Here is a 25,396-nt window from a genome sequence, read left to right as displayed (position 1 = left end):
TCACCACCCCATTTCGGCCAGTTTGGCCATTGTCAGGTTCTCTCCGCCCGTATCGTTTGACACCAGGCGCTCCAAGTAGCGGGCGATCACGTCCACTTCCAGATTGATCAGGTCGCCGGAACGGCGTTCGCCCAGCGTCGTGTCGTCAAGCGTTTGAGGGATAACGGCGACGGAGGCCGCGCCGCCCTCAAATGAGGCGACCGTCAGGCTGACGCCGTCAAGCGCGACCGAGCCTTTAACCGCCACGTACCGGCGAAGCTCATTTGGTATCAGGACGGTCAGCAGGGCCGAGCTGCCGCTCCGGCGCAGGCTCACGACGCGCGCCGTCCCGTCCACGTGGCCCAGCACGAGATGGCCGTCGAGCCGACCGCCTAGCTTCAGGGCCCGCTCAAGGTTCACCCGCTTGCCGACCTGCAGGGACGAGCCGCCGCGGGAGACCGTTTCGGCGGTCATTAGGACGCGGAACGCCCCGTCGGCAAGAGCGGAGACGGTCAGACAAGCACCGTCAACGGCTACCGACTGGCCGATTGCCAGCTCGGCGGCAAAGGGGCAGGAGACGGTAACCGCTTGACAGCCGCCTTCGGGCGTCAGACCGACGACCCGGCCAGTGCACTCAACCAGTCCTGTGAACATGGGCTCACTCCTTCAATCCACAGATCGTCGTCAACCCGGCGTTCGGCGGTACGAACGAAGTTCCAGCGCGCCAGCAGGCTCTCGGTCAAAAGTTCCTGAGCCATACCGGTTCCCTTTCCTAAGACGCAGGGTGCTTGAAAGACCGACAGCTGATCCACAAGGCCTTCCTGCAGAAGAGACGAGGCCAAGGTACCGCCGCCTTCGACGAGCAGCCTGTTGACTCCTCTTCGGCACAGGTCGGCCAATACGGCGCTCAAGTCCAAGCCCCCCGGGCCAGTTGGGACGGTCGCGGCCCGGCCCTTAAGCTTATCGGGAATCGGACAGCCGTCCGCGGCGTAGGCCAGAGCGTCGCCGCTTCGCGGCAGAAGCATGGCGGCCGAGAAGTCCCGGCTCACCACGACCGGCCGGGGCGACGGGCCGTCAACGTCCCGCACGTCCAATCGGGGCTTATCGCGCCGGGCTGTCGTGCCGCCGACCATGACCGCGTCGTTCTCGCTTCTAAGCAGGTGCCCCAGCTTGCGGGCCGTCGGTCCGGTGATCCATTGGCTCGTGCCGTCGGGAAGCGCGGTGATCCCGTCAAGCGACGAGGCAATTTTGAGGGTCACCCATGGCCGTTTCCGCTTCACGGCGGACAAGAAGCCCCGGTTCAGCCACGCGGACTCTTCTGCCAGTACGGGGCAATCGACCTCTATTCCCGCCTCACGCAGTATTCCGATTCCCTTTCCAGCCACTTGGGGGAACGGGTCAACCAGCCCGGCGACGACTCGGACGACCTTGGCCGAGACGAGGGCCGGCGCGCAGGGCGGCGTGCGCCCCTGATGGGCGCACGGCTCTAAGTTGACGTAAACCGTCGCGCCCTCCGCCCGCTCCCCGGCGGCCGCAAGGGCGGCGGCTTCGGCGTGAGGGGCCCTAGGGGCGCGGTGCCAGCCGGTCGCGATGACGTGGCCGTCCCGGACAATCACACAGCCGACCATCGGGTTGGGGCTCGTCGTTCCGGCTCCGCGGGCGGCCAAGCTCAGAGCCATCCTCATGTACCGCTCGTCAATTCTTCTCTGTCCTCTGGGCGTCATGTTCATGCTCGCTTTCTTGTGCGGGCGAACCGCACAGGGCTTCTTTAATCCGCCGGGCCGTGACCGGCCCAATGCCTTTGACGGACGACAGTTCTTCCTCGCTCAGTCCGGCGACGCGCCTCACGCTGCCGAACGCCGACAGCAGCAGCGCGGAAGTGTGTTTTCCAATGCCCGGGATATCCTCCAGCGCCGACCGGCTAAACCGGGCCGTGCTGGCCCGCCGGTGCGACGTGATGGCGAACCGGTGCGCCTCGTCCCGAACCCGCTGAAGCAGCCGAAGCGCCGGATCGTTCCGAGGCAGACGAATCGGCGCGGCGTCCGGCGCGGTGTAGATCAGTTCCTCTTCTTCCGCCAAGGCGACGGTCGGCAGGTTCAGTTCCAGATCGGCCAGAGCCTTTCGGGCAAAGGCGAGCTGCTGCGGGCCGCCGTCGATCATGGCCAACTGGGGCAGCGGCGCTTCTGCCCGGAGCGCCATTCGGTACTTGCGGGTCACAGTCTCTTCAATTGATCTGAAGTCGTCGATCCAGTCGACGGTTCGGATCTTGAACCGCCGGTACAGCGACGGGTTGGGGTATCCCTGCTCAAAGACGACCGAGACGCCGTACGTTTCGTACCCGGCGTGGTGGGAGATGTCAAACCCGTCGATACGCCACGGCACGGTCGGCAGACCGACGAGCTCCTGAAGGGCCTTCATGGCCGTCCAGCTGTCTTCGTCCAAGTCGTCCGACAGAGTGCCGGTGACTTGCGACCGGGTCATGCGCCACAGGCTTCGAATGGCGTCACGGGCCACCCCGGCGGCCTCAAACTCCAGCCGAGAAGCGCATTCTTCCATGCGGGCCCGCAGGCGAGCGATCAGGTCAGCGGTCTGTCCGCTCAGGAGAAGAATCACGTCGTCTACCCGCTCGCCGTACTCTCTGGCGGTACAGAGCCCGACGCACGGCGCGTCGCACTTGCCTATGCCGTAGTCCAGACAGGGCCGGGAAAGTTTCGTCCTCGTCAGGTCGTACTTGCAGCTGCGGAGCGGGAACGCCTTCTCGATGATGTGAAGCACGTCCTTCAGCGCTCCGGCAGAGATGAACGGGCCGAAGTACCGGCCCTTGATGTCCCGCCGCCGGGTCACCACGAGCCGAGGGAACGGCTCGTCGGTCACCACGGCCCATGGGTAGCGGGTTCCCATTTTGAGTTCCACGTTGAAAAACGGCTGATACGCCTTAATCAGCCGGCTTTCGACGATGTAGGCCTCCGCGTCGCTGGCCGTCCGAATCGTGGTGATGTCGCAGACTGTGGCCACCAGCTTGCGCAGCCGCGGAATGGCGAAGTCCTTGTGGTTGAAGTACGACGAGACCCGGCGCTTCAAGTTTTTCGCCTTGCCGACGTAGATAATCTTTCCTCTCTCGTCGTGCATCAGGTACACGCCCGGGCGGTTCGGCAGTTTCTTGAGCAGGCCGCGGATCCGTTCCATTCGTTCCATGAAAATCTCCCTCGCCGAGTTCAAAGAGGCGAATCGGCGAATATGATGATAGTATAATAATCTAAACGCTTCAAAGCAGAAAGAACGGAGGATGCTCAAATGGCCCTTTCATTGTACAACGACCTGACCCGCAATAAAGAGCTGTTCGTGCCGCTGGCCGACGGAAAAGTCAGCTTCTACAGCTGCGGCCCAACGGTGTACGACTACTTTCACATTGGCAACGCCCGTCCGTTCATCGTGTTTGACGTGCTTCGCCGGTATCTCGAGTACAAGGGATATCAGGTGACCTTCGTCCAGAACTTCACCGACATCGACGACAAGATGATCGACCGGGCCAACCGGGACGGCATTACCGTCGCCCAACTGGCCGAGAAGACCATCGCCGACTACTACGAGGACGCCGACGCGTTGGGCATCAAACGGGCGAGCTACAACCCCCGCGCGACCGAGTACATGCCACAAATCATCCAGCTCGTTCAAAAGCTGATAGACCGGGGACACGCCTACGCGGTGGGCGGCACCGTTTACTTTGACGTGAAGAGCTTCCCCCAGTACGGCCGGCTTTCCAAACAGAACATGGACGAGCTTTTGGCGGGCGCCCGCATTGAGGTTGACGACGCGAAAAAGTGCCCTCTGGACTTCGTCCTGTGGAAGCCCCAAAAGCCCGGCGAGCCCGCGTGGGACAGCCCGTGGGGAAAGGGCCGGCCGGGCTGGCACATCGAGTGCAGCGTCATGTCAACCGCCCTGTTGGGCGATACCATCGATATTCACTCCGGCGGCGTCGACCTGACCTTCCCCCACCACGAGAACGAAATCGCCCAAGCCGAAGCGGCGACCGGCAAGCCGTTCGTCAACTTCTGGCTTCATAACGAGTACATTCTCATCGACAAGGAGAAAATGTCCAAGTCGCTGGGCAACTTCCTCACGGCCCGCGAAGCCCGCAAACACTATTCGCCGCTGGCTATCCGCGCGTTCATGCTGAGCGCTCACTACCGCTCGCCGGTCAACTTCTCGCCCGAAGGGCTCGAACAGGCCGGCGCGATGGTCGAACGGCTCCGCAACTGCTGGTCAGACCTTCAGTTTGCCAAGAGCCGCCGAGACCTTTCGTACGACGACGCCAGCCTGAGCGAAGCAGTCCGTCAGGGCCGGGAGGACTTTGAAGAGGCCATGGACGACGACTTCAACACCGCCGGCGCGCTGGGCGCCGTCTTCGAGGTCGTCAAGGCGGTCAACACGCACCTCAAATCCTCCGGCGCCCTCTCCGGCAAAGGGCTTGACGACGCCGAAAAGTTCTTCCGGGACATCGAAGAGGTCATGGGCCTGCTCGGCCTATCGCATGAGACCGACGGCGACGCGGAAATCGACGCGCTGGTCGAACAGCGCAACGCCGCCCGAAAGGCCAAGAACTTTGCCGAAAGTGACCGGCTCCGCGACGAGCTGGCCGCCCGCGGCATCGTCCTCGAAGACACCCCGCAGGGCACCAAGTGGAAACGGAAAATCTAACGCGCCCCTTCGGTGGAGCCTCGACAGCGAGGCTCCGCTTTTTTGTGGCCTCGGCTCGTCAAAATTGCCCAAAAAGCAAAATCCTCATTGACTGACTAATACTGACCTTATATAATTCGGTCAGGCAAGAGAAATGAGCGCCACAAGGAGGCGTGAGCTATGGATCTGAACAAACTGACACAAAAATCGCAGGAGGCCTTGGCGGAGGCGCAGAACATCGCCGTCACCCACGGGCACCAGCAAGTAGGGCTGGAGCACTTGGCGCTGGCGCTGGTCGGCGCCAAAGACGGCCTGACTCCAAGCCTGCTGGACAAGTGCGGGGCGGACGTCCGCGCGCTGCCGGCGCGGCTGGAAGAGCTCCTGGCCAAGCGGCCCAAGATAACGGGCGGCTACGACATCGAAAAAATTTACCTGAGCACCGACCTGTCCCAGCTTCTGCTGAACGCTGAAAAGTGCGCCCAGTCGATGAAGGACGAGTACGTCTCGGTTGAACACCTGTTTTTGGCGCTGTTCGACTTCCCCACGTCCCCGACCGGCCAGGCGTTAGCCGCCGCCGGGCTGACAAAGGAAGGGTTCCTCAAGGCCCTCACGGGCGTTCGGGGCGCGACGCGCGTCCAGAGCGCTAACCCGGAAGAGACCTACGAAGCGCTGAAGAAATACGGCACCGACTTAGTCGCCGCTGCCCGGGACGGCAAGCTGGACCCGGTGATCGGCCGGGACGCGGAAATCCTGCGGGTCATTCAAATTCTGAGCCGCAAGTCGAAGAACAACCCGGTGCTGATCGGCGAACCGGGCGTCGGCAAGACGGCCATCGTCGAAGGGCTGGCCGCCCGAATCGTCCGGGGCGACGTGCCGGAAGGGCTGAAAAACCGGACGATCTTCGCGCTCGACATGGGGTCGTTAATCGCCGGAGCCAAGTACCGGGGCGAGTTTGAAGAGCGGCTCAAGGCGGTCATCAGCGAAGTCAAGGCGGCAGAAGGGCAGATTATCCTCTTCATCGACGAGCTGCACACCATCGTCGGAGCCGGCAAGACCGAAGGCTCGATGGACGCGGGCAACCTGCTCAAGCCGATGCTGGCCCGGGGCGAGCTTCACTGCATTGGAGCCACCACGCTGGACGAGTACCGGCTCCACATCGAAAAGGACGCGGCGCTGGAGCGCCGGTTCCAGCCGGTGCGCGTTGAGCCGCCGACGCCTGAGGACGCCATCTCCATTCTTCGGGGCCTGAAAGACCGGTTCCAAGTCTTTCACGGCGTGCGAATCGCCGACAGCGCCATCGTGGCGGCGGTCACCCTGTCCGACCGGTACATCTCCGATCGGTTCCTGCCCGACAAGGCCATCGACTTGGTAGACGAGGCCTGCGCCATGGTCAAGACGGAAATCAACTCCCGACCGTCCGAGCTCGACGCGGTCTCCCGGCGGGTCGTCCGACTGGAAATCGAAGAGGCGGCCCTCAAGAAAGAGCGCGACGACGCGAGCGCCAGACGCTTGGCCGAGCTCCAAAAGGAACTGGCCGACGCGCGGGAACAGCAGAACGAGCTGACCGCCCGCTACGAGTCGGAGAAATCGCGGCTGACCGACGTGCAGGCCCTGCGCGAGCGAATCGAAGCCGCCAAGGTCGAACTGGAAAAAGCCGAGCGGGCTTACGACTTGGAACGCATGGCCGAACTGCGCCACGGCGAGCTGCCCAAGCTGACGGAAGAGCTGGCGAAAAAGGAAAAGGCCCTCAAGGAGGCCTCCGGCGGCGAGTCGCTGCTGCGCGAGTCGGTCACCGAGGACGAAATCGCCCGAATCGTCAGCGACTGGACCGGCATTCCCGTGACTAAACTGGTTCAGAGCGAGCGGGACAAGCTGCTCCACCTAGACGACGAACTGCACAAAGGCGTCATCGGCCAGGATCAGGCCGTCCAGCTGGTCGCCGACGCGGTCCTGCGCGCCCGGGCGGGCATTCGGGATCCCAAGCGGCCGATCGGCTCGTTCATCTTCCTCGGCCCCACGGGCGTCGGCAAAACCGAACTGGCCCGCGTGTTGGCCCGCACGCTGTTCGACTCGGAGAACAACATGGTGCGGATCGACATGTCCGAGTACATGGAAAAGTATTCGGTCTCCCGGCTGTTGGGAGCGCCTCCCGGATACGTGGGCTACGACGAGGGCGGCCAGCTCACCGAGGCGATTCGCCGCAAGCCCTACTGCGTCCTGCTGTTTGACGAAATCGAAAAGGCTCACCCGGACGTGTTCAACGTGCTGCTGCAGATTCTGGACGACGGGAGGGTCACCGACAGCCACGGCCGGACGGTGGACTTTAAAAACACCGTCATCATCATGACGAGCAACATCGGCAGCCAAATGCTTCTCGACGGCGTCACCGACGGCGGGGAAATTCCCCAGCCGGTCCGCGACCAAGTCATGGCCCAGCTCAAGGGGCACTTCCGGCCCGAGTTCTTGAACCGGATCGACGACACGGTCATCTTCTCGCCGCTCAGCCGGGAGAACTTGCGCCAGATCGCGGTTCTGCTCCTTCGGGGGCTCACCGACCGGCTGGCAGGCCAATCGACCGTCCTGCGGGTCACCGATGAGGCTCTCGACCTGATCATTCGGCAGAGCTACGAGCCGTCGTATGGCGCTCGGCCGCTGAAACGGTACATCAGCCACAACTTGGAAACTCTCGTGGCCCGCTACCTGATCGCCAACGGCCCGGCGGAGAACGCCGCTCTGGTGGTGGACGCCTCAGGCGACGAGCTGACGCTGCGGACCGAAAAGAACTGAGCCCTTCAAAAAACTCCGGCTTCTGACCTAACTCAGAAGCCGGAGTTTTTCGTTTCTGCCTCATAAAGACTAAATAATTCGCCAATATTGAGCCTCTTTGCTTTTTTACTGAGAAGAGGATAATAAATTGGATGGTCCGAGAGGCAAATCGGACATATTTCACGAAGGGAGAGATTCGTTTATGAAGAAATTCCTTGCAGCAGGAATACTTCTGACAGCCATGACAGCCAGCGCCTTCGGGTGCACCGTGCTGGGCGTGGGCAAAAACGCCTCCGTTGACGGCAGCGCGATGGTCAGCCACACCTGCGACTCGTACGGCGACACGTTTGCGACCTACATCGTGCCGGCAGCCGACTGGCCGAAGGACTCTCAGCGGGACGTCATCATGGGCCGCCACGGCACGCCGGGCGCTCAGCCGGTGTTCAGGATCCCGCAGGTTCCTCACACGTTCCGCTATTTGGCCGCCAACTACTCGTTCATCAACGAAAAAGGATTAGCCATGAGCGAATCCACCTTCTGGCCCGACGAGACCGACGAGCGGAGCAAAAAAGTCTGCGCCGTGATGAACACCAATACGTTCGGCCCGATGGACGCCTTTGTGGTCCAAGACGTCGCCTTGGAGCGGTGCGCAACCGCCCGCGAGGCAGTTAAGGTCATGGGAGATCTCGTCAGCCAGTACGGCTGGGGCGACTCCGGCGAGACCATGCCGATCACCGACGGGAACGAAGTTTGGATTATCGAGTTCTACGGCAACAAGATGTGGGCCGCGTGGCGGCTTCCGGACGATCAGGTGTTCGTCGCGGCCAACCGCGCCCGGCTGCGCCACTTGGACCTGACCGACAAGGACAACGTCATGGCCGCGCCCGATATCATCAGCTACGCGGTTGAGCAGGGCTTTATCTCCAAGAAAGACGCGAACGAAAAGGATTTCAGCCCGGCTGACGTATTCGCCCCCAACATCGGCCTCTACTCGATGAGACGGGAGTGGCGCGCCTTGTCGCTGCTGGCCCCTCAGACCTACAAAGGCGGCGCCGACGACGAAGTTCAGCCCATGTCCGTCAAGCCGGACAAGAAAATTTCCGTCGCCGACGTCCTGCGCATCAGCTCCGACTGGTACGAGGGCACGCCGTACGACCTGAGCAAAGGCCCGGCGGCCGGCCCGTGGGGCGACCCGCTCCGCTACGCCAACAGCAGCGAATCGGACCCGAAAGCGACGTGGGAACGGAGCATTAACATGCACCGCTGCACGTACGTGCACGTCTGCCAAGTGAAGGCCGACCTGCCCGAGCAGATCAAGGGCGTTGCGTGGTTCGGCTACGGCGCGCCCGACACGGCGTACCTGACGCCGCTCTGGGCCTCCATGAAGAGCCTGCCGGATATCATGAACCCGGTCAAGGGCTCGACCCGGTACTCCGACTACAGCTCCGACTCGGCGTGGTGGGCGGCCATTCGGCTTCAGCACATCGCCGAAATGCGCTATCAGGACGCGCGGAAGGAAATTCACGCCGTCCGGGATCCTAAGCTCGCCGCGCTGTATCACCTCGTCCCGGCCGTGCAGCAGGTAGCCGCCGACCTGATTAAAAAAGGCGATGTCGACGGAGCGCTCGACGTCATCACCGATTTCGGCTGCGCGCAGGCCCTTGACTGGCACGCGACGTGGCTTGCCTTGGGCGACCGGCTGTTTAGCACCTACGCGCTGGGCACCACCCACATGAAAAAAGCCCCGTACCCGGACTGGTGGAACAAACAGATCGGCTTCGGTCCCGTCGAGCGCCAGAAAAAACAATAACCGAACACCTTCATTTTGAACCAGCATGAGGCGAAGGCCGCAAATCTGCGGCCTTCGCCTTTTGTTATCCGCCGCTCATATATTGACTTAATTAAACGACAGTAAGAAAATATTATCCATAATAAGCACTCCAAGGGGGATAAATTATGTGGCAGGCAGTTGACGGGTATTTCAAAATCACTGAACGGGGCAGCACTGGACGGCGGGAAGTCGTGGCAGGGCTCGCCACCTTCATGACCATGGCCTACATTTTGATTGTCAACCCGGCGTGGATGGCCGCCGCCGGCATGGACAAGGGCGCGTCCGTTGTCGTCACCGCGCTGATGGCCTGCATTTTCTCGGCTCTGATGGGCGTTTACGCCAACCTGCCGTTCTCCCTCGGCCCGGGCATGGGCGGCAATGCGTTTTTCGCCTTTACGTTGGTTAAAGGCGGCATCGTCACGTGGCAGGTGGGCATGGGAATGGTCTTCATTTCCGGCGTCGTGTTCGTCCTGCTCTCAATCTTTGGCATTCGGGAACTGGTCGTTAAAATGGTCCCCCGCTCCATCAAGTTCGCCATCGGCGCCGGCGTCGGCTTTTTCGTCGCCTATCTGGGACTGAGGGACGCCGGGCTCATGACCTTCACCGCCAACGGCCTGAAGCTGGGCTCGCTTCACAACCCGCAGGCGTTACTGGCCGTCATCGGCCTTGGCGTCACCAGCTTCTGCTTGGCCCGCAAGCTGCCCGGCGGCATTCTGTTGGGCATTCTCATCACGACCATCATCGGGATTCCGATGGGCCTGACGAAACTGCCCTCGTCGCTGCTTTCTGCGCCGGCTTCGATTGAACCGATCGCCTTCAAGCTCGATATTTTAGGCGCCATGAAGATCGCCTATATCCCGTTCATCTTTACTTTCTTCGTCGGCGATTTCTTCTCCACCCTGGGCACGGTCATCGGCGTGTCCCAGAAGGCCGGCCTGCTGGACGAAAACGGCAACCTGCCGGGAATTTTCCGGCCCTTCATGGTTGACTCGCTGGGCACCGTCGTGGGAGCCCTGTTCGGCTCCACCACGATCACCACGTTCATCGAGTCGGCCGCTGGCGTCCAGGCGGGCGGCCGAACCGGGCTGACCGCTTTGACTACATCGGCATGCTTCCTGCTGTCCATCTTCCTCGTCCCGCTGGCCACGTGCATTCCCACCCAAGCCACGGCGCCCACGCTCATCATCATCGGCCTGCTGATGATGTCGGGCATGAGACACATCGAATTTGACGACTTCACCGAGGCGTTCCCCGCCTTCATGACCATTCTGACCAGCGCCTACACCGCCAGCTTGGCTAACGGCATCAGCGCCGGCGTTCTGCTCTACGCGGTCACAAAAGTTCTGGCCGGCCGCCCCAAGGACGTGCATTGGGGCACGTACGTGCTGTGCGTCCCGCTGGTGATCTACTTCGTCAACCTGTAAGGAGGACTTTCTATGCGAATTGAACCGCCAAGTAGGCGACGTCTTTCCGAGGCCGCTAGAGGAATCATTCCCTGTGACTTAGTTATAGCTCACGTGCAGCTGGTCAACTGCTTAACCGGAGAGATTTACCCGGCCGACGTCGGCATCTTGGACGGTTTTTTCGCCGCCGTCAGCGCCGACCCTGACAGGCTGGGAACGTCTTTCCCCATCGAAGGGAAACGCGTCATCGACGGCCAGGGCCAGTACCTTATCCCCGGCTTCATCGACAGCCACCTGCACATCGAAAGCAGCATGGTCACCCCGCCCACCATGGCGGAAACGACCTTGCCGCTGGGCACCACGTCGCTGGTCACCGACCCGCACGAAGTGGCGAACGTGGGCGGGCTTGAGGCTGTCGCTTACATGGTAGAAGCGAGCCGGGACTTGCCGCAGCGACAGTACATCATGGCCCCGTCCTGCGTGCCCGCCGTTCCAGAGCTAGAAGGGGCAGGAGCCAGCTTCGGCGCCGAAGAGATAGAAGCTATTCTCTCCATGGAACGGGTCTTAGGCATTGCCGAGGTCATGGACTGCGCCGGCGTCATCAACCGATCCGAGCGAATTGAAGCTATTCTGGACGCGGGACTTCGCCGGGGCGTCTTCCTTCAGGGACACGCGCCGTTCTTATCGGGTCGACGGCTCAACGCCTACCTGACCGCGGGCATTCAAAGTGACCACGAGTCGCGCACCGGCGCGGAAGCCCGCGAAAAACTCCGGCTGGGCATGCACGTCGACGCCCGAGAAGGCTCGGTGTCCACCAACGTGACAGCCGTTGTCGAAGCCGTCAAGGATTTCCCGTTCCTTGACGACCTGAGCCTGTGCACCGACGACCGGGAGCCTCACGACCTCATCGTTCAAGGACACATGAACTACGTCGTCGCCAGAGCCGTGAAGGCTGGACTGTCGCCAGTCCAGGCGATCAGGAGCGCGACCCTCAACCCGGCCAGAGAACTGGGCTTCGTCAACCTAGGGGCCGTAGCTCCTGGCTGGGCCGCGGACTGCCAGCTAGTTGAAGACATCTCCCACCCCCGGCCAAGCCTTGTGATCGTCGACGGCCGAATTGTCGCCGAAAACGGACGCCTGACCCAGCCGATCCAGCGCCGAACCTTCCCAGCCGAAGGGCGGAACACCGTTCGGCTGACCGCTCCCAGCTTGGACAACTTTAAAATTCCAGCCCCTGCCGGAGCCGGGGAACAGGTCCGAATGCGCGTTCTGCGCTACCAATCGCCTGACACGTCGCTCACCGACCTCACGGAAGAGACCGTCCAAGTGACCGACGGATACGTTGATCTGTCGGGACGGCCTGACCTGAAATTCGCCGCCGTCTTCAACCGGCACGGCGCGGGGACGAAGTTCACCGCCGTCGTCAAGGACTTCGGCATCCGCGAAGGCGCCGTCGCCTCGACGGTCACCCACGACAGCCACAACTTGGCCGTCGTCTACGACCGGCCGGAAAACGCCCTCGTCGCCGTCGAAGCCCTGATGAAAAGCGGCGGCGGACATGCCGCCGTCAAAGACGGTGAGCTGATCGGACTCGTGCCGCTGCCGATCTTCGGCCTGCTGTCGCCGCTGCCCTGTGAAAAACTCATTCCAACCGTTGAGCATCAAAAGGAAGTCCTTCGCAGTCTGGGGCTGAACACCAAAAACCCGGTCATGCGAATCACGTCGCTGGCCCTGCCGGTCATACCCCACGGAAAAATTTCCGACCGAGGCATGATCGACGTGGACCGACAGGAGTTCGTGCCCCTCTTCTGCTGACGCCCCCTCCTCTTCGGACGGCGCTTGAAAGAGGCTCTTCTCTCCGCTACAATGAAAGCGGGAAGAAGAGCCGCTTTTCTTCCCGCCGACCCAAAAGGAACGCTTTGCAGCCGAAAGGAGGCTCTTTCTATGAAAGACGTCGACCAGTGGAACCGCACCAACGATGAAGAGGCGATCCTTCGCGACGAGCCTCTTCCGCCGGCAGAAGACGAGCCAATCGTTGACGACGAGTGGGCCGAATTCAGGAAACTCAGCCCCGAAGAACAGAAGTGGGCGCTGATCCAGCTGGAGCTGGACCGGGAAGCCCGCCGGACTGAAGGGTTCCTGAGAGGCGAATAGGAGAAAATAATAGTTATGCTCCGGCTTCACATTTTGTGAAGCCGGAGCATTTTAGTCTGTCCAACGCATTAAAAGCTTTTGAGCTGTCGCAAGAACTGTTTCTCCTATTTGAAAAGTTAGTGCTGATTGCTCTCGTGCGTCAGCTTTTATTGCCTGAGCGGCCTGCTTTTGAGTCCAGTCATTCATCCTTCGCCACTCATTTTTTAAATAGCTGGATCGAACTGAATACTGACGATCCGCCAACAGCCCCAAATTCCTGAAAACCGACCACGCGCTATCTTTTCCTGACTGCGAAAACTCTTTCGGCAAAGTCTTTGAGTTCGGTAAAAGAGGAACAACGCCACTATACCCTGGGGTTCCCAAGCCAATAAAACAAATATTACCAGCGGGAGCGTTTTTTGTAACAAAGAAGGACTGGGCTAAATTCGTACAGATTGGCCGAGGCAAATTGTGTTCTTCACAGGTCTTTTCCCAAAGTTCGACATCTTCTCGAGGGAATCGAAAATATTTGGTTCCCTCGTATCGATCTTGGAAAATTTCCAAAATGTGATTGACACAAATGCGACCTTTGTGAATCTTTAAATAATCTTTTATCCGTTCTTCGCGCAACACATCATATGGGGATTCTGCTCTCTCAGGCAAAGTATAACTTGCACAAAAACTGAAGTCACCTTCGTTACGCCATTGCTGCTGGATAGAGAAGTTTTCAATATCGCAAGACCCTAGGTCGAAGTCTCTTCCAATCGTAAACCGATTAGCTGCGACAAAAATTTCATCATCACGAACTCTTCGAGCTACCCAGTGTTTCGTTGTAATTTCGACTATCCACCCTTCTCGAGCATCAGAGATTGCAAACAACAACCCATTCCAATCCGCCTGGCCCCATTGATTCATAAACTCGCCCAACAACAATACTCCTTGATATGCTGAGTGCGCCCTTTCTAAAATGAGTTGGCGCAAAGCATATCTTCTAATGCCTTGTCTTTCGCAAACCTGTTCGCGGGAATAGCACCAGTTACAAGAGACACAAACGCCGCACTGATTAACTCCCACTAAAACTGAGTTATAAGATTCTAAACTGTTGTCTATGCCTAATCCAGAAGTTCCTAAACTGTTACCGGACGCCCAGTATGCAATAGTCTTTTCCGGCTGACTTATTTTCACATAGGGCACCGCAATTTCCTTTCCACTCTCCCAATCTGTTTCCTCTGTATGCCAGATCTCTCCTTCCGCATTTATTCCCATGTCTTCAATGTGTCCGTGCATAATAACATTATCTTCAGTTAAATTTGCTCCAATCAAGATCGTTGTACAAGCCTGAGCCTGACAGTGGAAGAGTGACAAGATAAATATGGCTAGAAGAATCGTTATAATGACTACCATGACAGTTCACTGACAGAAAATATTCTGTGAATATCCTTTGCAATTTCTGTCTGCAAAAATCCCTCAATTTCTTTGCACTTTACAAGTGACTCATCAAAAAAATTCTGCGTTGAGCTTGATAGCATCCTAAGTCGCTCATGTCCGTTATCTTGTTGGAGGGGCTCTATTTTTTTGAGTAAATCAAAATGCTCCCGCTGAATCCTATCCTCGAATAATTTCCACTGAGCTTGAATGACTGGAACTAGCTCCTGCGGGTTAACCATAGATAGATTAGAAAGGCTCCTAAAATGCCAAAAGGCAGACCCCGCGTCATATGTTGGACTGCTGACTTTAAATTCTTCTGGCAGATCCTGCACCCCTAAATAACACGGTACATAAGGAGACGTTGAGGGCGAAGCCAAGCTTCCCCATATTATTCCTCCTGCACCAACCGGCAGGTGACTATTAAGTTCAATAATTGCTGAATGAACACAACTTGGCACACATACTGGCCGATCTGCTCCATAACCGCCGCTCTTTGGAAAGGCTTGATATTCTGTATCGTCAAATTGATCTCTTAGCAGAGCCTTTAAAACAGAGACCGATATCTTTCTTTCCGGCTCAAGAAACAATGGATGCCGTTCTGCCTGAGGATCTAAATGTAACGAAGGATTTAAATGCCGCATACAGCCCCATACTCTTCGCGGATTAAACCGCATCGTATGAGCCTGCCGAAGCATTTTTCCGCCAAACGCTACAGAAAAATTAAATGGCCCTTCTTTTGGGGACCACAGTTTTTTCTGCTCTGCAAACTTTAACAAATCAGGAGAGCATAAAAAATGCTCCTTATCATCTGGGTCAACTTCTCCTATACGGAAACCGTTTGCTTGCACCATATAGCATTCATCTGGCACACGAACTGCCGCCCAGCAGGAACCGCCGCCAGCTTCCATATACCACGCTTCATTGGCGTCAACGACCCCGACGCCAGATGGATATGAAATACCATATTGGTTATAATAATTTCCAATTAATTGAACGCACTCCCGAGCAGTATGCGCCTGTTCAAGAGCAATATATCTGACAGCACCAGAGACCCCATCACTTATTAACGGATCTGCCAACTCCGCTTGTCTATTTCGGTCTACGCCTAAATCTACGCCGCCGGCTATAGCTACTAGATCCTGATTTATTGCCACGGCGTCTCCCTCCATATATCCCCGCCATGTTTTTAAAATGAGACAAGCTAAGGTATTGGGAGGCAATACAATACTTGCGCCTGAAGGCAACGATATTTTCTGTTCCTCGCGCCCTTCTGGCAATAACTCGTATAAGCTTCCTTGGTTTCCCTGTAAATCGTTGTTATGACCGGCGAAAATTGCAGAGCCTTCACATGCTTTTTACCCGCAAGGATCATATAGCACATTTTGTCACTTCCTCGCACATGACAATAGACAAATTATTGCAAGAGTCGGCCTGTTCGGCCGACTCTTGCCTATTTCTACCAACCTGCTGGCAAAAGACCCAAAGTCTGAAAAACCGCATAAAATGCGGCGCCTAAAAACAGAACACATATCGCCAGCTGAATTACAGGATGGTAATAACCGCCACAGGTCCACTCCGGTTCCCTGTCACCAGTCAATCGTGCCTTTTTCAAAATAAAAATGGGCATAATAGACATGACAACACCTGCAAAAGACCCGCTATAAAATATAGCGTTTACAAAGTCTACCATTCCTGAATACGCCAAATAGAATGGAGGCACTATGACTAACAGCAGAGCTATTATGCGATATTTGGGGTTATGTTCGTCTGGGAACTTAAAGCGGTCCACGATATTGGTCAGCAACGTTTCACCAATCGTCCAAAACGAGGTCATCATGGCACAAAGGGCAAACAAGTTAGCCGTGAAGAAAGCCCATTGGCCTAAGGCCTCTCCCCAAGCAATCGTCACAACCTGCGAAACATTTTCTTTCCCCTGAAGACCGATAGCCGCCATGGGAATACCAGCGAACAACAAGAAACTGAAAATACGCCCAACAGTAATAGAACGCGGAAGCTCCCTGATTTTCCCTGAGGCCGCAAATCCCCTTGTAAGCTCAGGAACAAGATATTGAGAAATATACGAGAAGATCGTCAAGTTAAAAACAGGTATTCCATAGTACCAATTCCGAGAAATCAAATTAGCCACAGAAAAATTCTTATTAACAACAGAAGCTGCTATAAGGATCACCATCATTGTTCCCATACAGATAGTGAGTCCCTTCTCAGCGACCCCAGTAGCGCGCAGTCCGAGCCAGACAACTAGAGTTGACGGGATGAAAAACAACAAACTACCTACGCTTCGGGGAACGCCAAGGAAACTGCTTAAAATATTCCCGCTTCCTGATGTATATGCAACGAGACATCCAATAGAATTAACAACTACAGCAGCAAACAACAGCCACGAACCGCCCTGCCCCAAATATCTTTCTGCCAAACCGCTAATTTGTAATGGCTTCTTCGTCCGTAAGGTTGCTTCTACGGTGTAAAACATCGAAATCGTTGTAAAAACGGCTGTAATCACTAGCCAAAAAACTAAGATAGGCCATCCGGCCAGTCTTGCGCCATAGGCTAATGCAAGAACGCCAGAACCAATATCAGTTCCAACGATCATGGCAGCGCCTTCCCAGAACGTTAACGGCTCCAACTTAAGAGCAGAAAGCTCAAAACCGTAATTGCTGTCTGTATTTTTCGACATAATTCACCTCTAGTGCATGCAAAATAAAACACCTGAAAGCATCCTACATAGCGCGAACTACCATCGCCACCCCTTGACCACCGCCAATACACGCGCTGGCTATCCCTAATTCTTTGCCAGAATTTTTCAGTGCATAAATTAAGGTGGTTAGAATTTTCGCTCCAGTCGCACCGATGGGATGCCCTAACGCAATGGCTCCTCCATGAATATTTAATTTATTCATATCGAATGGCATTTCTTTATGACAGGCAATAACTTGAGCCGCAAAGGCCTCGTTGATTTCAATAAGTTCCATGTCATTCAAAGATAAGCCGGCCATTTTTAGAGCTTTCGGCATTGCAACAATAGGCCCCAACGGGAAACGCGACGCTTCCAACGCGCCCACACCATATCCCAAAATCTCAGCTATTGGTTTTATTTCTCTTTCTCGGCTCCAATCGGCATCAGCAACAACAAGAACACTGCTATTATCACAAAGGGCCGAACTGCTCCCAGCAGTAATCGTCCCGCCGTCCTTTTTAAAAATTGTCGGCAGTTTGCCTAGCGCCTCAAGCGACGTATCCTCTCTGGGTATTTCATCAACTTCAATACGTTGATCACCCTTCTTCTTATTTCGTATCGTTACAGGGACTATCTCATCTTTGAAAGCCCCCTGCTGTATAGCCGAAATTGCTTTCATATGGCTTGCTAAAGCAAATTCATCTTGCTCTTTGCGCGTAATGCCGTACTCGCATGCGATATCTTCAGTAATCTCGCCCATCAAACGGTCACAGATCGGACAATGGAATCCATCCTTATGCAACACGTCCAGCGCCTTTTGGTCGCCCATACGAAAACCCCACCGAGCACTGGGCAAAATGTAGGGCACATTTGATGCGCTTTCCATGCCGCCGGCCACGACTACTTTCCCATCGCCCAATCTAATCTTGTCTGCACCGAGCATAATCGTACGCAGTCCAGAACCACAGCGAATATTGACAGTAAAAGCGGGGATAGATTGCGGCAACTCTGCCAAAGCCATTGCAGCTCTCGCTGGATTAGCCCCAACGCCGGCCTGCCAGCCATTTCCAAGAATAACCTCATCGACATCTGCAGCGTTTATTTTTGCTCTTTCTACTGCCGCTTTTATTGCGATTGAACCTAGTTCTGTAGCAGGAAGTTTCGACAGTCCCCCGCCAAATTTGCCACCAGCAGTGCGAACAGCGCTTAATACAACTGGGTTACTCATCCTTCTCCCCCTCCACGCCCTGCATGATTTTAAGCGGATCTGCGACAAGGAATTCCGCTTCGGTATTTTCTCTAATGTCCTCCAATGTCACTTCAGGAGCAATTTCTAACAATGTCATCCGGTTATTTTCTAGAGAAAATACTGCAAACTCCGTGACGATCATGGAAACCACTTTGATTGCCGTTAATGGAAGTCGGCATTTTTTCAAAATTTTGGGACGGCCTTTTTTGTCCACATGTGTCGTAGCCACATACACCTTTTTAGCGCCGACGACTAAATCCATCGCCCCGCCCATGCCGGGAATCATTTTTCCTGGAACCATCCAATTTGCAAGGTTGCCTTCTTGGTCTACCTCTAAGGTCCCTAGGACTGTAGCGTCTACATGCCCGCCTCGTATTAAGCCGAAACTCATTTCACTAGAAATGCAGCAACTGCCGGGCAATAAGCTGACAAAACGTCCGCCCGCACCGATATAGCGGTAGTCTTTTTTTTCTGGCACAGGACCCGCTCCAACAACTCCGTTCTCGGTCTGCATTATCATATGAACATTTTCAGGGACATAATCAGAAACCAACGTTGGGATACCAATACCTAAGTTCACCACGTCCCCATCAGAAAACTCCAGCGCAAGACGTTTCGCAATGCGAGTCCTAACTTTCTCTTCATCAAGTACGGGCAGCATAGTAGCTATCCCCCTTTACAACAAGAAGATCTACAAGAATACCCGGTGTAACAATTTCATTAGGATCTAGTTCTCCAATATCAACAATCGAATCCACTTCAGCAATAACAACATTTGCAGCAGTAGCCATTGTGGGGTTGAAATTTCTATTCGTTCCCAAATATGTTAGATTGCCCATCCGGTCAGCTTTATGGGCACGAATTAAGGCTACGTCAGCGCGCAACGGAAGTTCTAGGATATATTTTTTCCCTTCCACCTCCATCACTTGCTTGCCTTCTTCTACAACTGTCCCCACTCCCGTAGGCGTTAAAAACCCACCTAAACCAAACCCGCCACATCTAATTCTTTCTACAAAAGTACCCTGCGGCACGAGTTCCAATTCAAGCTTGCCCGCATTAAATAACTCGCCGGTTTTTTTATTGAGCCCGACATGAGAAGCAATTACTTTCTTAACTCGCCCATTGGCCACCAACTTGCCGTGTCCGACATCGGCATATATCGTGTCATTAGAAATCATCGTTAAGTTATCTGTTCCGGCTTCAATGAGTGCATCGACGAGCGTATACGGTATGCCCCCATAATTAAATCCGCCGACCATAATCGCATTACCTGGCTTGATCGTTTGAACAGCTTCTTTCGCTGAAACGACCGGCTTAATCATGCTGCGACTCATGAATGGTCACTCCTTCAAGCGTGCTCGTGAATTCAATTCTCAGACGCTTTTTTTCTATACTTTTGCAAAATAAATATGAGGACTACGATCCCGACGCCAACTAAGTTGCTGTTTAAAGTCGGATAAATTATTAAAAACGGAACTAAGATCAGCGCCAGTCTCTCAACAAAATTCAAATCCTCAACTAGATACCCTTGGACTCCGGCCGCCAAGCCGATGATGCCAATCACTGCAGTTCCACAGCCGACAACAATGTGGAAAATGCCCCCGTTTAATAATAAATATGGGTTATAAATAAACATGTACGGGACTAAAAATCCTGCCACTGCCGTTATAAGAGCTGTGAAACCCGTTTTCATTGGGTTTGATTTGGCAATACCAGAGGCGGCATATGTAGCCAACGCGACGGGGGGAGAAACATCTGCCAAAACGCCAAAGTACAAACAAAACAGATGGGCCGACATCATTGGAACTCCGAGTTGTGCGAGCGCAGGCGCTGCTAACGTTGAAGTAATGATGTACTGCGCTGTGGTCGGAACACCCATTCCGAGGATAATCGACCCCACCATGGTCAGAACAAGCGCTAACGGCAATATTCCCCCAGAGAGACTAAGAACAAACGAAGAGAACGCCAAGCCTACTCCGCTGATGCCAATGACGCCAATAACTATGCCTGAGCAAGCACAAGCAGCTGCAACTTCGACAGCACCAAGCCCGCCTTCTACCATTGCCTGTATTATCCTAGCCGGCGTCATTCGTTTGTTTTTATTGCCTATCCAAGAAACCACGACAAGCAGAATCATCGACCAAAATACGGCCTTAACTGGGGAATATCCTCGTGCTAGGAAACCCACTAACGTGAGCAATGGGACCAACAAATACCAGCCTTGTCTTAAAACTTCCTTTAATTGGGGTAGCTGCTCCGCCTTTAAGCGCTTCATCCGCAATTTCCCAGCGCGGAAATGAACCATCGCCAAGATGGAGACGAAATAAAGCGTCGCTGGGATAGCTGCTGCCACCACAATTTCCCAATACGAAACTCCTAAGAACTGCGCCATAATAAACGCAGCGGCACCCATTACAGGGGGCATGACCTGCCCCCCTGTCGAAGCTGCGGCAACAATGGCCCCCGAGAACGTGGAGGAATATCCTGATTGCTTCATCAACGGAATTGTGAAAGCCCCTGTGGTAACGGTATTTGCACAGGAACTCCCTGATACCATCCCCATTAATCCGCTAGCGACCACCGCCGCCTTGCCAGGACCGCCTGTGCTTTTTCCCGCCAGAGCAACTGCCAAATCAATGAAAAACTGTCCAGCCCCCGAAAGATTTAAAAACGCCCCAAAGAGAACAAACAGGAAAATAAACGATGCCGAAACGCCAAGCGGGACGCCAAAGATACCGTCTGTACGCAAATACAAAAACGGCGCCAATTCATCTACAGGGAAACCGCCGTGAGCCAAAACGCCCGGTAAATATGGACCTAACACAGCGTAAGCCAGGGCAATTGAAGCCATTAATGGCAATGGCCATCCCATTGAACGGCGACACCCTTCAAGAACCAAAAGCACCATGACGAGCCCTAGGTAAATATCAGAAGGGATAGCCATACCTTCCCGTTGTGCAATAGCTTCATAATTCCAAAGGATATTGGCACAACAAATAATCACACAAAGAGCCAGTCCCCAATCCCAAAGATCTATCCGGTTTTTGGGACGATTTTTTGTCGCTGGATACCGTAAGAAAAGCAAGACTCCCATAAGCATCCAGTGCCAGCCTCTTTGATACATGGCTGACAGCTGCCCAAAGGCCGCCGTATACAAATGAAAACACGACGCCCCGAAGGCAACCCCACAAACAACCCAAGCTTGCCATCCTGATAACCGCCGATATTTACTCTCTTCAGGATTAGAGTCAGAAGTTGCCTCCAAACTAGGATCTTGCGGCTCCGTCTGTCTTCTTACCGGTTCGCTCATAAGACCACCTCAGCCATTAAAATATCTTGCTCAATAACATAATTTCGCTATTGCATCACCTCATACCCTTGTTCCTTAAAATATTTCACCGCTCCAGTAGAAAATGGGATGATGCCAACACTTGACTCTTTTGGATTGAAATGCTCTGCAAGCGGCGTTACCTGCATAAAATCCTTTTGATGTTCAATGATGGTCTTTACAAGCTTGAAGCTCAGATCAGGATTCATACTTTCGTTCACTACCAAGTAGTTACCGTCAGCGATCGTCAGAACGTCTTCCGTCTGCTCCGGATACACGCCTTTTTCTATGACATAGCGGAAAAGGAACGGGTTATCCTCACAAACTTTTTTCACCACATCTTCCGGAATTGGCACTAATACAACATGACGGACTGCTCCAACTTCAAGAACTGCCGATCCAGGCGCCGCAAAATTCCAAAAAACAGCGTCGACGTGACCGTCCACTAATGCTGTTGCTCCTTCGGGTTGGCTGAGCTGTTGCTTTTGAATGTCTTTTTCCGGATCCCAGCCTGCGGCCTTCAAAATAAGCATCGTTAAAACTTGGTCTCCCCCGCCAGGAGCACCAACCGATACCCGCTTCCCCTTTAAATCTTCAAATTTCCGAATGCCCGTCTCACTCGTAGTAACTATGTGCTGAGGAGCGGCATACATATTCATCAAAGTTCTTAAAGGCAGCTTCCCATCTTGTGCAAAGGCATCAACGCCGTTGTACGCCTGCCATAGCGTTGACCCCATAACCATTCCAATCTGTGCCCTGCCGCGCGCCAACAAGCGGCAGTTCTCTTTCGACGCAGCCGTTGACCGAGATGTTGCTTTGACGTCAATGCCAGCATTCGTTAAAACTTCAGCCATAGCTCCGCCTAATGGATAGTACGTCCCGCCAACCCCACCGGACCCAATCGTAATAAAATCAGCAGCTGAACTTATCCCATAAGTTACAATAAGCCCGCCCACAGCAAGCGCTGCCATTTTTTTCATAAAGTGCCCCATTACGATGACCTCCTTTGATATAAGATCTCTTCACTACATCAGTTTGCGTGAAGCCGCAAGCAACCCTTCCTCCAACTTTTCCAAAAGCTCGTCAATTTGTTCTTCGGTGGTGACTAAAGGCGGGGCAATAAGGAAGTTATCCCCATTAATCCAGTCCACCATTCCACCACCCGGGTAAATAACAAGGCCTCTAGCTAAACACTCTTTCATCGCCAGATTTGCCGCACCGGCGGCTTTTTCAAATGGAACCTTTGTTTTCTTGTCCTTGACGAGTTCAAAGCCCCACATAAACCCTTTACCCCGAACGTCGCCCACCATCGGGTTTTCATTTCCAATTTTTTTCAGTCCGTCGCCCAACTTATGTTCAAGCTGCGCGACGTGTTCAACTAAGTGATGTTGCTTCATGTATTTAATAACCGCTGCAGTTGCAGCCCCACTCATCGGATTTCCTGTATAGGTGTGTCCATGAGTAAAAGCCCCTGAACCATTACGAATGGTCTCAGCAATATAATTCGACGCAACGACGCCGCCTGTCGGAACGTATCCTGCCGCCATTCCTTTAGCTGTGGCAATAATGTCTGGCTTTACTCCCCAATGCTCAAGGCAGAAATTTTTCCCAGTACGCCCCATACCTGTCATGACTTCATCTGCGATAAGCAGCACATCATATTTCGTGCATATTTCTCTGATCAACGGCCAATAGTTATCTGGCGGAACAAGTGCCCCAACTGTCGAACCAACGATTGGCTCCGCGATAAAACAGGAAACATTCTTAGGCCCGACTCGTTTTATCGTAGCTTCCAGTTCAAGAGCACAGCGTTTACCAAACTCTTCTTCTGAAATAGCGTCAGGGCAACGATAATAGTACGGTGCGCTGATTTTAGGGTTCTCCTTGAATAGAGGCGCATAGATCCTACGGCGTGGAACAGATCCGCCGACGCCCATGGTCCCTATCGTGCTACCGTGATACGAGTTCCACCTTGAAATAATTATTCGTTTTGTTGACTCTCCACCGTCTCTTTCGACGAAGAATTGCCTTGTAAGCTTCAAGGCTGCCTCCACCGACTCGCTCCCGCCGCAAGTGAACCAGACATAGTCCATACCCTCAGGAGCCAAACTTGCCATCTCTTTGGCAGCTTCAGCTATGCTCTCTGAACGCCACCTCGAGGTATGGGCAAATTCGATCTTGTGCAGCTGATCCACAATGGCCTGAATAATTTCTGGAACACAGTGACCAAGATTACAAATCAGCGCCCCGCTGCATCCGTCTAAATACTTTCGCCCGTCAGAGTCGTAAATATAGACTCCCTCACCCCTAACAGCCGTTAAATACTCTGTCTTAAAACTCCGTGGAAACAGCTGCCCTACCATTCTTATCTCCTCCTTCACTATATTTGAATTAAATATTTCTTTTTTAGTTTAAATAGTGTGTTTTATAGTTCGAATTACGCACTTTTTCTCGTGAAATGCCCTTTAGTCGAATACTAAATGAAATATTTCCTTCATATATCATTTTAAATAAAGCGCTTGATATGTCAAGCGCTAGTTTTTTACCCTGTTAAATCGGCATAGACAAAGAATGTCGGCCTCCACAGGCCGACATTCTTAAGCTCTTAATGATATGTTCCCGCGCGCTTCCAAAGAGCCTCTAAGTGCAACAGACGTTCTTGAGCCTCTCCGCCCAAGCACTCAACGATCTGTAAAAGCAACGCGTTAATGGCACACATTGGCAGCACTAGCGAATCAATAAATGCTAGATGACTGCATGGGACAAAAAGATGATAGTCTGATACTTTTGCCAAGGGACTTTTTTCAGAGTCCGTGATAGAAGCGGTGAGAAATCCCTGATCATGCGCAAAAGACAAGCAATCAATGGTGAGTTGCGTGTAACGCGGGAAGCTAATCCCCAGAACTAAGCTCGATTTATCTGCCAACCCTAACGATTCAGTAAAGCTATCCCCCGCTAATGGTACGATATTCGGCAAAAACCATGACAGGTACGCCACAAGATATTCTATTAAGGCTCTCGCGCTTCGTAACCCAATAAGATAAACTTGTGGGGCAGAACAGATAACTTTGGACAAAGCGACGATTGAAGAATCTTCAATGTTAATATAAGGAAGCGTTTCTTTATCAAGATCTTGACTTATTACATTTTGCACCAAGTTTGCCTTTTTACCGATTGTGCGGTAGCTTTCCAGCCGTTCAGCCGCTGTAAGTCGATCTTCAACGCATGATTGGAGCTTACTTTTTAGATTGGGGAACCCTTCTAGACCGACGGCTCGTGCAAAACGAACAACCGTTGCTTCACTTGTGCCAGATTGTTCTGCTAACTGCTGGGCGGTCATAAATGCAACGGTTGTTGGATTTTCTAAAATATACGTCGCGATTTTCTTCTGTGATCGGGACAACGTGGAAAAACTCCGACGCAGTTCCTCTAAAATCTTCACCATGATTTTCTCCACCTTTCGCCGGTAATATATCACAAAAGTCCTTTGAAAAGCTTTTACTAATTTGTGGTTTTCTAAAAGGAAACATGATACAATACCGCTCATGAAGGTTCGCGCCCTGTGCGGCGCACGTCGCGCCAGAGTGGCGGAATGGTAGACGCAGAGGACTCAAAATCCTCCGCCGGCGACGGTGTGCGGGTTCGAGTCCCGCCTCTGGCACCAGCAAACAACAGGCGTGTCCACTGTACAGTGGACACGCCTTTCTTGTGGCCTCGCCAATTCTCACGCCGATTCTTCACCGATTCTGCCGTTGGCCTTCGGGCCGAACAGGCTGTTTGAAACCGCCGCCATACGCAAGCCGCCCGATAAAGCGGTCCGGAAGGGTGTATCCCCTTCCGGACCGCTTTGAACTCTTTGCGCAACAGCTAAACGGCAGCAGACCAGCTCAAAAAAGAACCCTCTTCG

At 54.2% G+C, this 25,396-nt stretch carries 19 protein-coding genes and 1 tRNA gene; 7 read left to right on the top strand and 13 right to left on the bottom strand.

Features of this window, described 5'->3' with window-relative positions:
* Genes JONANDRAFT_RS01100 through JONANDRAFT_RS01090 form a run of 3 tightly spaced genes read right to left on the bottom strand, consistent with a single transcriptional unit; the run spans position 1 to position 3,174 of the window.
* A complete protein-coding gene (locus JONANDRAFT_RS01100) occupies positions 1-633 on the bottom strand; it encodes a riboflavin synthase (protein WP_008522128.1) in 633 nt (210 codons plus the stop codon).
* Positions 588-1,709 (bottom strand): bifunctional diaminohydroxyphosphoribosylaminopyrimidine deaminase/5-amino-6-(5-phosphoribosylamino)uracil reductase RibD, encoded by a 1,122-nt coding sequence (gene ribD / locus JONANDRAFT_RS01095; protein WP_021775729.1) that lies wholly within the window; start codon positions 1,707-1,709, stop codon positions 588-590. The genes JONANDRAFT_RS01100 and ribD overlap by 46 nt, the downstream gene beginning before the upstream one ends.
* Positions 1,675-3,174, bottom strand: coding sequence for an excinuclease ABC subunit UvrC (locus JONANDRAFT_RS01090; protein ID WP_008522438.1), 1,500 nt, complete (start codon positions 3,172-3,174; stop codon positions 1,675-1,677). Before JONANDRAFT_RS01090 ends, ribD begins: the two co-directional genes overlap by 35 nt.
* Positions 3,175-3,273: 99 nt before the next feature.
* On the opposite strand from JONANDRAFT_RS01090, the gene cysS reads away from it, so the two are divergent.
* The 6 genes from cysS to JONANDRAFT_RS01060 all read left to right on the top strand — a co-directional run bounded on the left by cysS (position 3,274) and on the right by JONANDRAFT_RS01060 (position 12,810).
* A complete protein-coding gene (gene cysS, locus JONANDRAFT_RS01085; protein ID WP_008522125.1) occupies positions 3,274-4,677 on the top strand; it encodes a cysteine--tRNA ligase in 1,404 nt (467 codons plus the stop codon).
* Between the two features lie 159 nt (positions 4,678-4,836).
* Complete coding sequence (clpB, locus tag JONANDRAFT_RS01080) at positions 4,837-7,443, top strand: ATP-dependent chaperone ClpB (protein ID WP_008522437.1); 2,607 nt, start codon at positions 4,837-4,839, stop codon at positions 7,441-7,443.
* Between the two features lie 181 nt (positions 7,444-7,624).
* Positions 7,625-9,232 carry a dipeptidase gene (locus JONANDRAFT_RS01075; protein WP_008522436.1) on the top strand — a complete coding sequence of 536 codons (1,608 nt, stop codon included), beginning with the start codon at positions 7,625-7,627 and terminating at the stop codon, positions 9,230-9,232.
* Between the two features lie 146 nt (positions 9,233-9,378).
* On the top strand, positions 9,379-10,677 hold the full coding sequence (locus JONANDRAFT_RS01070; RefSeq protein ID WP_008522122.1) for an NCS2 family permease: 1,299 nt from the start codon (positions 9,379-9,381) through the stop codon (positions 10,675-10,677).
* Positions 10,678-10,689: 12 nt separating this feature from the next.
* Positions 10,690-12,471 (top strand): adenine deaminase, encoded by a 1,782-nt coding sequence (locus tag JONANDRAFT_RS01065; protein ID WP_008522435.1) that lies wholly within the window; start codon positions 10,690-10,692, stop codon positions 12,469-12,471.
* Positions 12,472-12,600: 129 nt separating this feature from the next.
* Positions 12,601-12,810 carry a hypothetical protein gene (locus tag JONANDRAFT_RS01060; protein WP_008522120.1) on the top strand — a complete coding sequence of 70 codons (210 nt, stop codon included), beginning with the start codon at positions 12,601-12,603 and terminating at the stop codon, positions 12,808-12,810.
* Between the two features lie 51 nt (positions 12,811-12,861).
* Here the strand turns inward: JONANDRAFT_RS01060 and JONANDRAFT_RS07965 are convergent, their stop codons facing one another.
* From JONANDRAFT_RS07965 to JONANDRAFT_RS07955, 10 genes are all read right to left on the bottom strand, one after another.
* A complete protein-coding gene (locus tag JONANDRAFT_RS07965) occupies positions 12,862-14,193 on the bottom strand; it encodes a C69 family dipeptidase (RefSeq protein WP_008522434.1) in 1,332 nt (443 codons plus the stop codon).
* Positions 14,187-15,461, bottom strand: a complete 1,275-nt coding sequence (locus JONANDRAFT_RS07960) for a C69 family dipeptidase (protein WP_267878603.1) — start codon at positions 15,459-15,461, stop codon at positions 14,187-14,189. The genes JONANDRAFT_RS07965 and JONANDRAFT_RS07960 overlap by 7 nt, the downstream gene beginning before the upstream one ends.
* Positions 15,462-15,673: 212 nt before the next feature.
* Entirely contained in the window at positions 15,674-16,912 is a 1,239-nt protein-coding gene (locus JONANDRAFT_RS01050) for an aromatic amino acid transport family protein (RefSeq protein WP_008522116.1), read from the bottom strand.
* Positions 16,913-16,955: 43 nt separating this feature from the next.
* Positions 16,956-18,140: a thiolase family protein gene (locus JONANDRAFT_RS01045; RefSeq protein WP_008522431.1), complete on the bottom strand. Its 1,185-nt coding sequence runs from the start codon at positions 18,138-18,140 to the stop codon at positions 16,956-16,958.
* Positions 18,133-18,822 carry a 3-oxoacid CoA-transferase subunit B gene (locus JONANDRAFT_RS01040; protein ID WP_008522114.1) on the bottom strand — a complete coding sequence of 230 codons (690 nt, stop codon included), beginning with the start codon at positions 18,820-18,822 and terminating at the stop codon, positions 18,133-18,135. The genes JONANDRAFT_RS01045 and JONANDRAFT_RS01040 overlap by 8 nt, the downstream gene beginning before the upstream one ends.
* Entirely contained in the window at positions 18,806-19,495 is a 690-nt protein-coding gene (locus JONANDRAFT_RS01035) for a CoA transferase subunit A (RefSeq protein ID WP_008522429.1), read from the bottom strand. The genes JONANDRAFT_RS01040 and JONANDRAFT_RS01035 overlap by 17 nt, the downstream gene beginning before the upstream one ends.
* Positions 19,496-19,527: 32 nt before the next feature.
* Positions 19,528-21,471, bottom strand: a complete 1,944-nt coding sequence (locus tag JONANDRAFT_RS01030) for a TRAP transporter permease (RefSeq protein WP_008522427.1) — start codon at positions 21,469-21,471, stop codon at positions 19,528-19,530.
* Between the two features lie 47 nt (positions 21,472-21,518).
* Positions 21,519-22,481 carry a TAXI family TRAP transporter solute-binding subunit gene (locus JONANDRAFT_RS01025; RefSeq protein ID WP_008522111.1) on the bottom strand — a complete coding sequence of 321 codons (963 nt, stop codon included), beginning with the start codon at positions 22,479-22,481 and terminating at the stop codon, positions 21,519-21,521.
* Between the two features lie 33 nt (positions 22,482-22,514).
* Entirely contained in the window at positions 22,515-23,852 is a 1,338-nt protein-coding gene (locus JONANDRAFT_RS01020) for an aspartate aminotransferase family protein (protein WP_008522425.1), read from the bottom strand.
* Between the two features lie 242 nt (positions 23,853-24,094).
* A complete protein-coding gene (locus tag JONANDRAFT_RS07955) occupies positions 24,095-24,934 on the bottom strand; it encodes a MurR/RpiR family transcriptional regulator (protein ID WP_008522423.1) in 840 nt (279 codons plus the stop codon).
* Between the two features lie 133 nt (positions 24,935-25,067).
* Here JONANDRAFT_RS07955 and JONANDRAFT_RS01015 point away from each other — a divergent pair.
* Positions 25,068-25,153, top strand: a tRNA-Leu gene (locus JONANDRAFT_RS01015).
* The last annotated feature ends 243 nt before the right edge of the window (positions 25,154-25,396 follow it).

The sequence above is a fragment of the Jonquetella anthropi DSM 22815 genome (assembly GCF_000237805.1).
Classification (GTDB): Bacteria; Synergistota; Synergistia; order Synergistales; family Dethiosulfovibrionaceae; genus Jonquetella; species Jonquetella anthropi.
Note: the sequence above shows the minus strand (reverse complement) of the source record. Positions and strands in the feature narration are given on the sequence as shown.

Excerpts from the sequence above, each read along its gene's own strand:
- ribD (WP_021775729.1), bottom strand. The coding sequence starts at position 1,709 with ATGAACATGACGCCCAGAGGACAGAGAAGAATTGACGAGCGGTACATG.
- JONANDRAFT_RS01100 (WP_008522128.1), bottom strand. The coding sequence starts at position 633 with ATGTTCACAGGACTGGTTGAGTGCACTGGCCGGGTCGTCGGTCTGACG.
- cysS (WP_008522125.1), top strand. The coding sequence starts at position 3,274 with ATGGCCCTTTCATTGTACAACGACCTGACCCGCAATAAAGAGCTGTTC.
- JONANDRAFT_RS01060 (WP_008522120.1), top strand. The coding sequence starts at position 12,601 with ATGAAAGACGTCGACCAGTGGAACCGCACCAACGATGAAGAGGCGATC.
- JONANDRAFT_RS01030 (WP_008522427.1), bottom strand. The coding sequence starts at position 21,471 with ATGAGCGAACCGGTAAGAAGACAGACGGAGCCGCAAGATCCTAGTTTG.
- JONANDRAFT_RS07955 (WP_008522423.1), bottom strand. The coding sequence starts at position 24,934 with ATGGTGAAGATTTTAGAGGAACTGCGTCGGAGTTTTTCCACGTTGTCC.
- JONANDRAFT_RS01050 (WP_008522116.1), bottom strand. The coding sequence starts at position 16,912 with ATGTCGAAAAATACAGACAGCAATTACGGTTTTGAGCTTTCTGCTCTT.
- JONANDRAFT_RS01035 (WP_008522429.1), bottom strand. The coding sequence starts at position 19,495 with ATGAGTCGCAGCATGATTAAGCCGGTCGTTTCAGCGAAAGAAGCTGTT.
- clpB (WP_008522437.1), top strand. The coding sequence starts at position 4,837 with ATGGATCTGAACAAACTGACACAAAAATCGCAGGAGGCCTTGGCGGAG.
- JONANDRAFT_RS01070 (WP_008522122.1), top strand. The coding sequence starts at position 9,379 with ATGTGGCAGGCAGTTGACGGGTATTTCAAAATCACTGAACGGGGCAGC.
- JONANDRAFT_RS01090 (WP_008522438.1), bottom strand. The coding sequence starts at position 3,174 with ATGGAACGAATGGAACGGATCCGCGGCCTGCTCAAGAAACTGCCGAAC.
- JONANDRAFT_RS07965 (WP_008522434.1), bottom strand. The coding sequence starts at position 14,193 with ATGGTAGTCATTATAACGATTCTTCTAGCCATATTTATCTTGTCACTC.
- JONANDRAFT_RS01025 (WP_008522111.1), bottom strand. The coding sequence starts at position 22,481 with ATGGGGCACTTTATGAAAAAAATGGCAGCGCTTGCTGTGGGCGGGCTT.
- JONANDRAFT_RS01075 (WP_008522436.1), top strand. The coding sequence starts at position 7,625 with ATGAAGAAATTCCTTGCAGCAGGAATACTTCTGACAGCCATGACAGCC.
- JONANDRAFT_RS01040 (WP_008522114.1), bottom strand. The coding sequence starts at position 18,822 with ATGCTGCCCGTACTTGATGAAGAGAAAGTTAGGACTCGCATTGCGAAA.
- JONANDRAFT_RS01045 (WP_008522431.1), bottom strand. The coding sequence starts at position 18,140 with ATGAGTAACCCAGTTGTATTAAGCGCTGTTCGCACTGCTGGTGGCAAA.
- JONANDRAFT_RS01020 (WP_008522425.1), bottom strand. The coding sequence starts at position 23,852 with ATGGTAGGGCAGCTGTTTCCACGGAGTTTTAAGACAGAGTATTTAACG.
- JONANDRAFT_RS01065 (WP_008522435.1), top strand. The coding sequence starts at position 10,690 with ATGCGAATTGAACCGCCAAGTAGGCGACGTCTTTCCGAGGCCGCTAGA.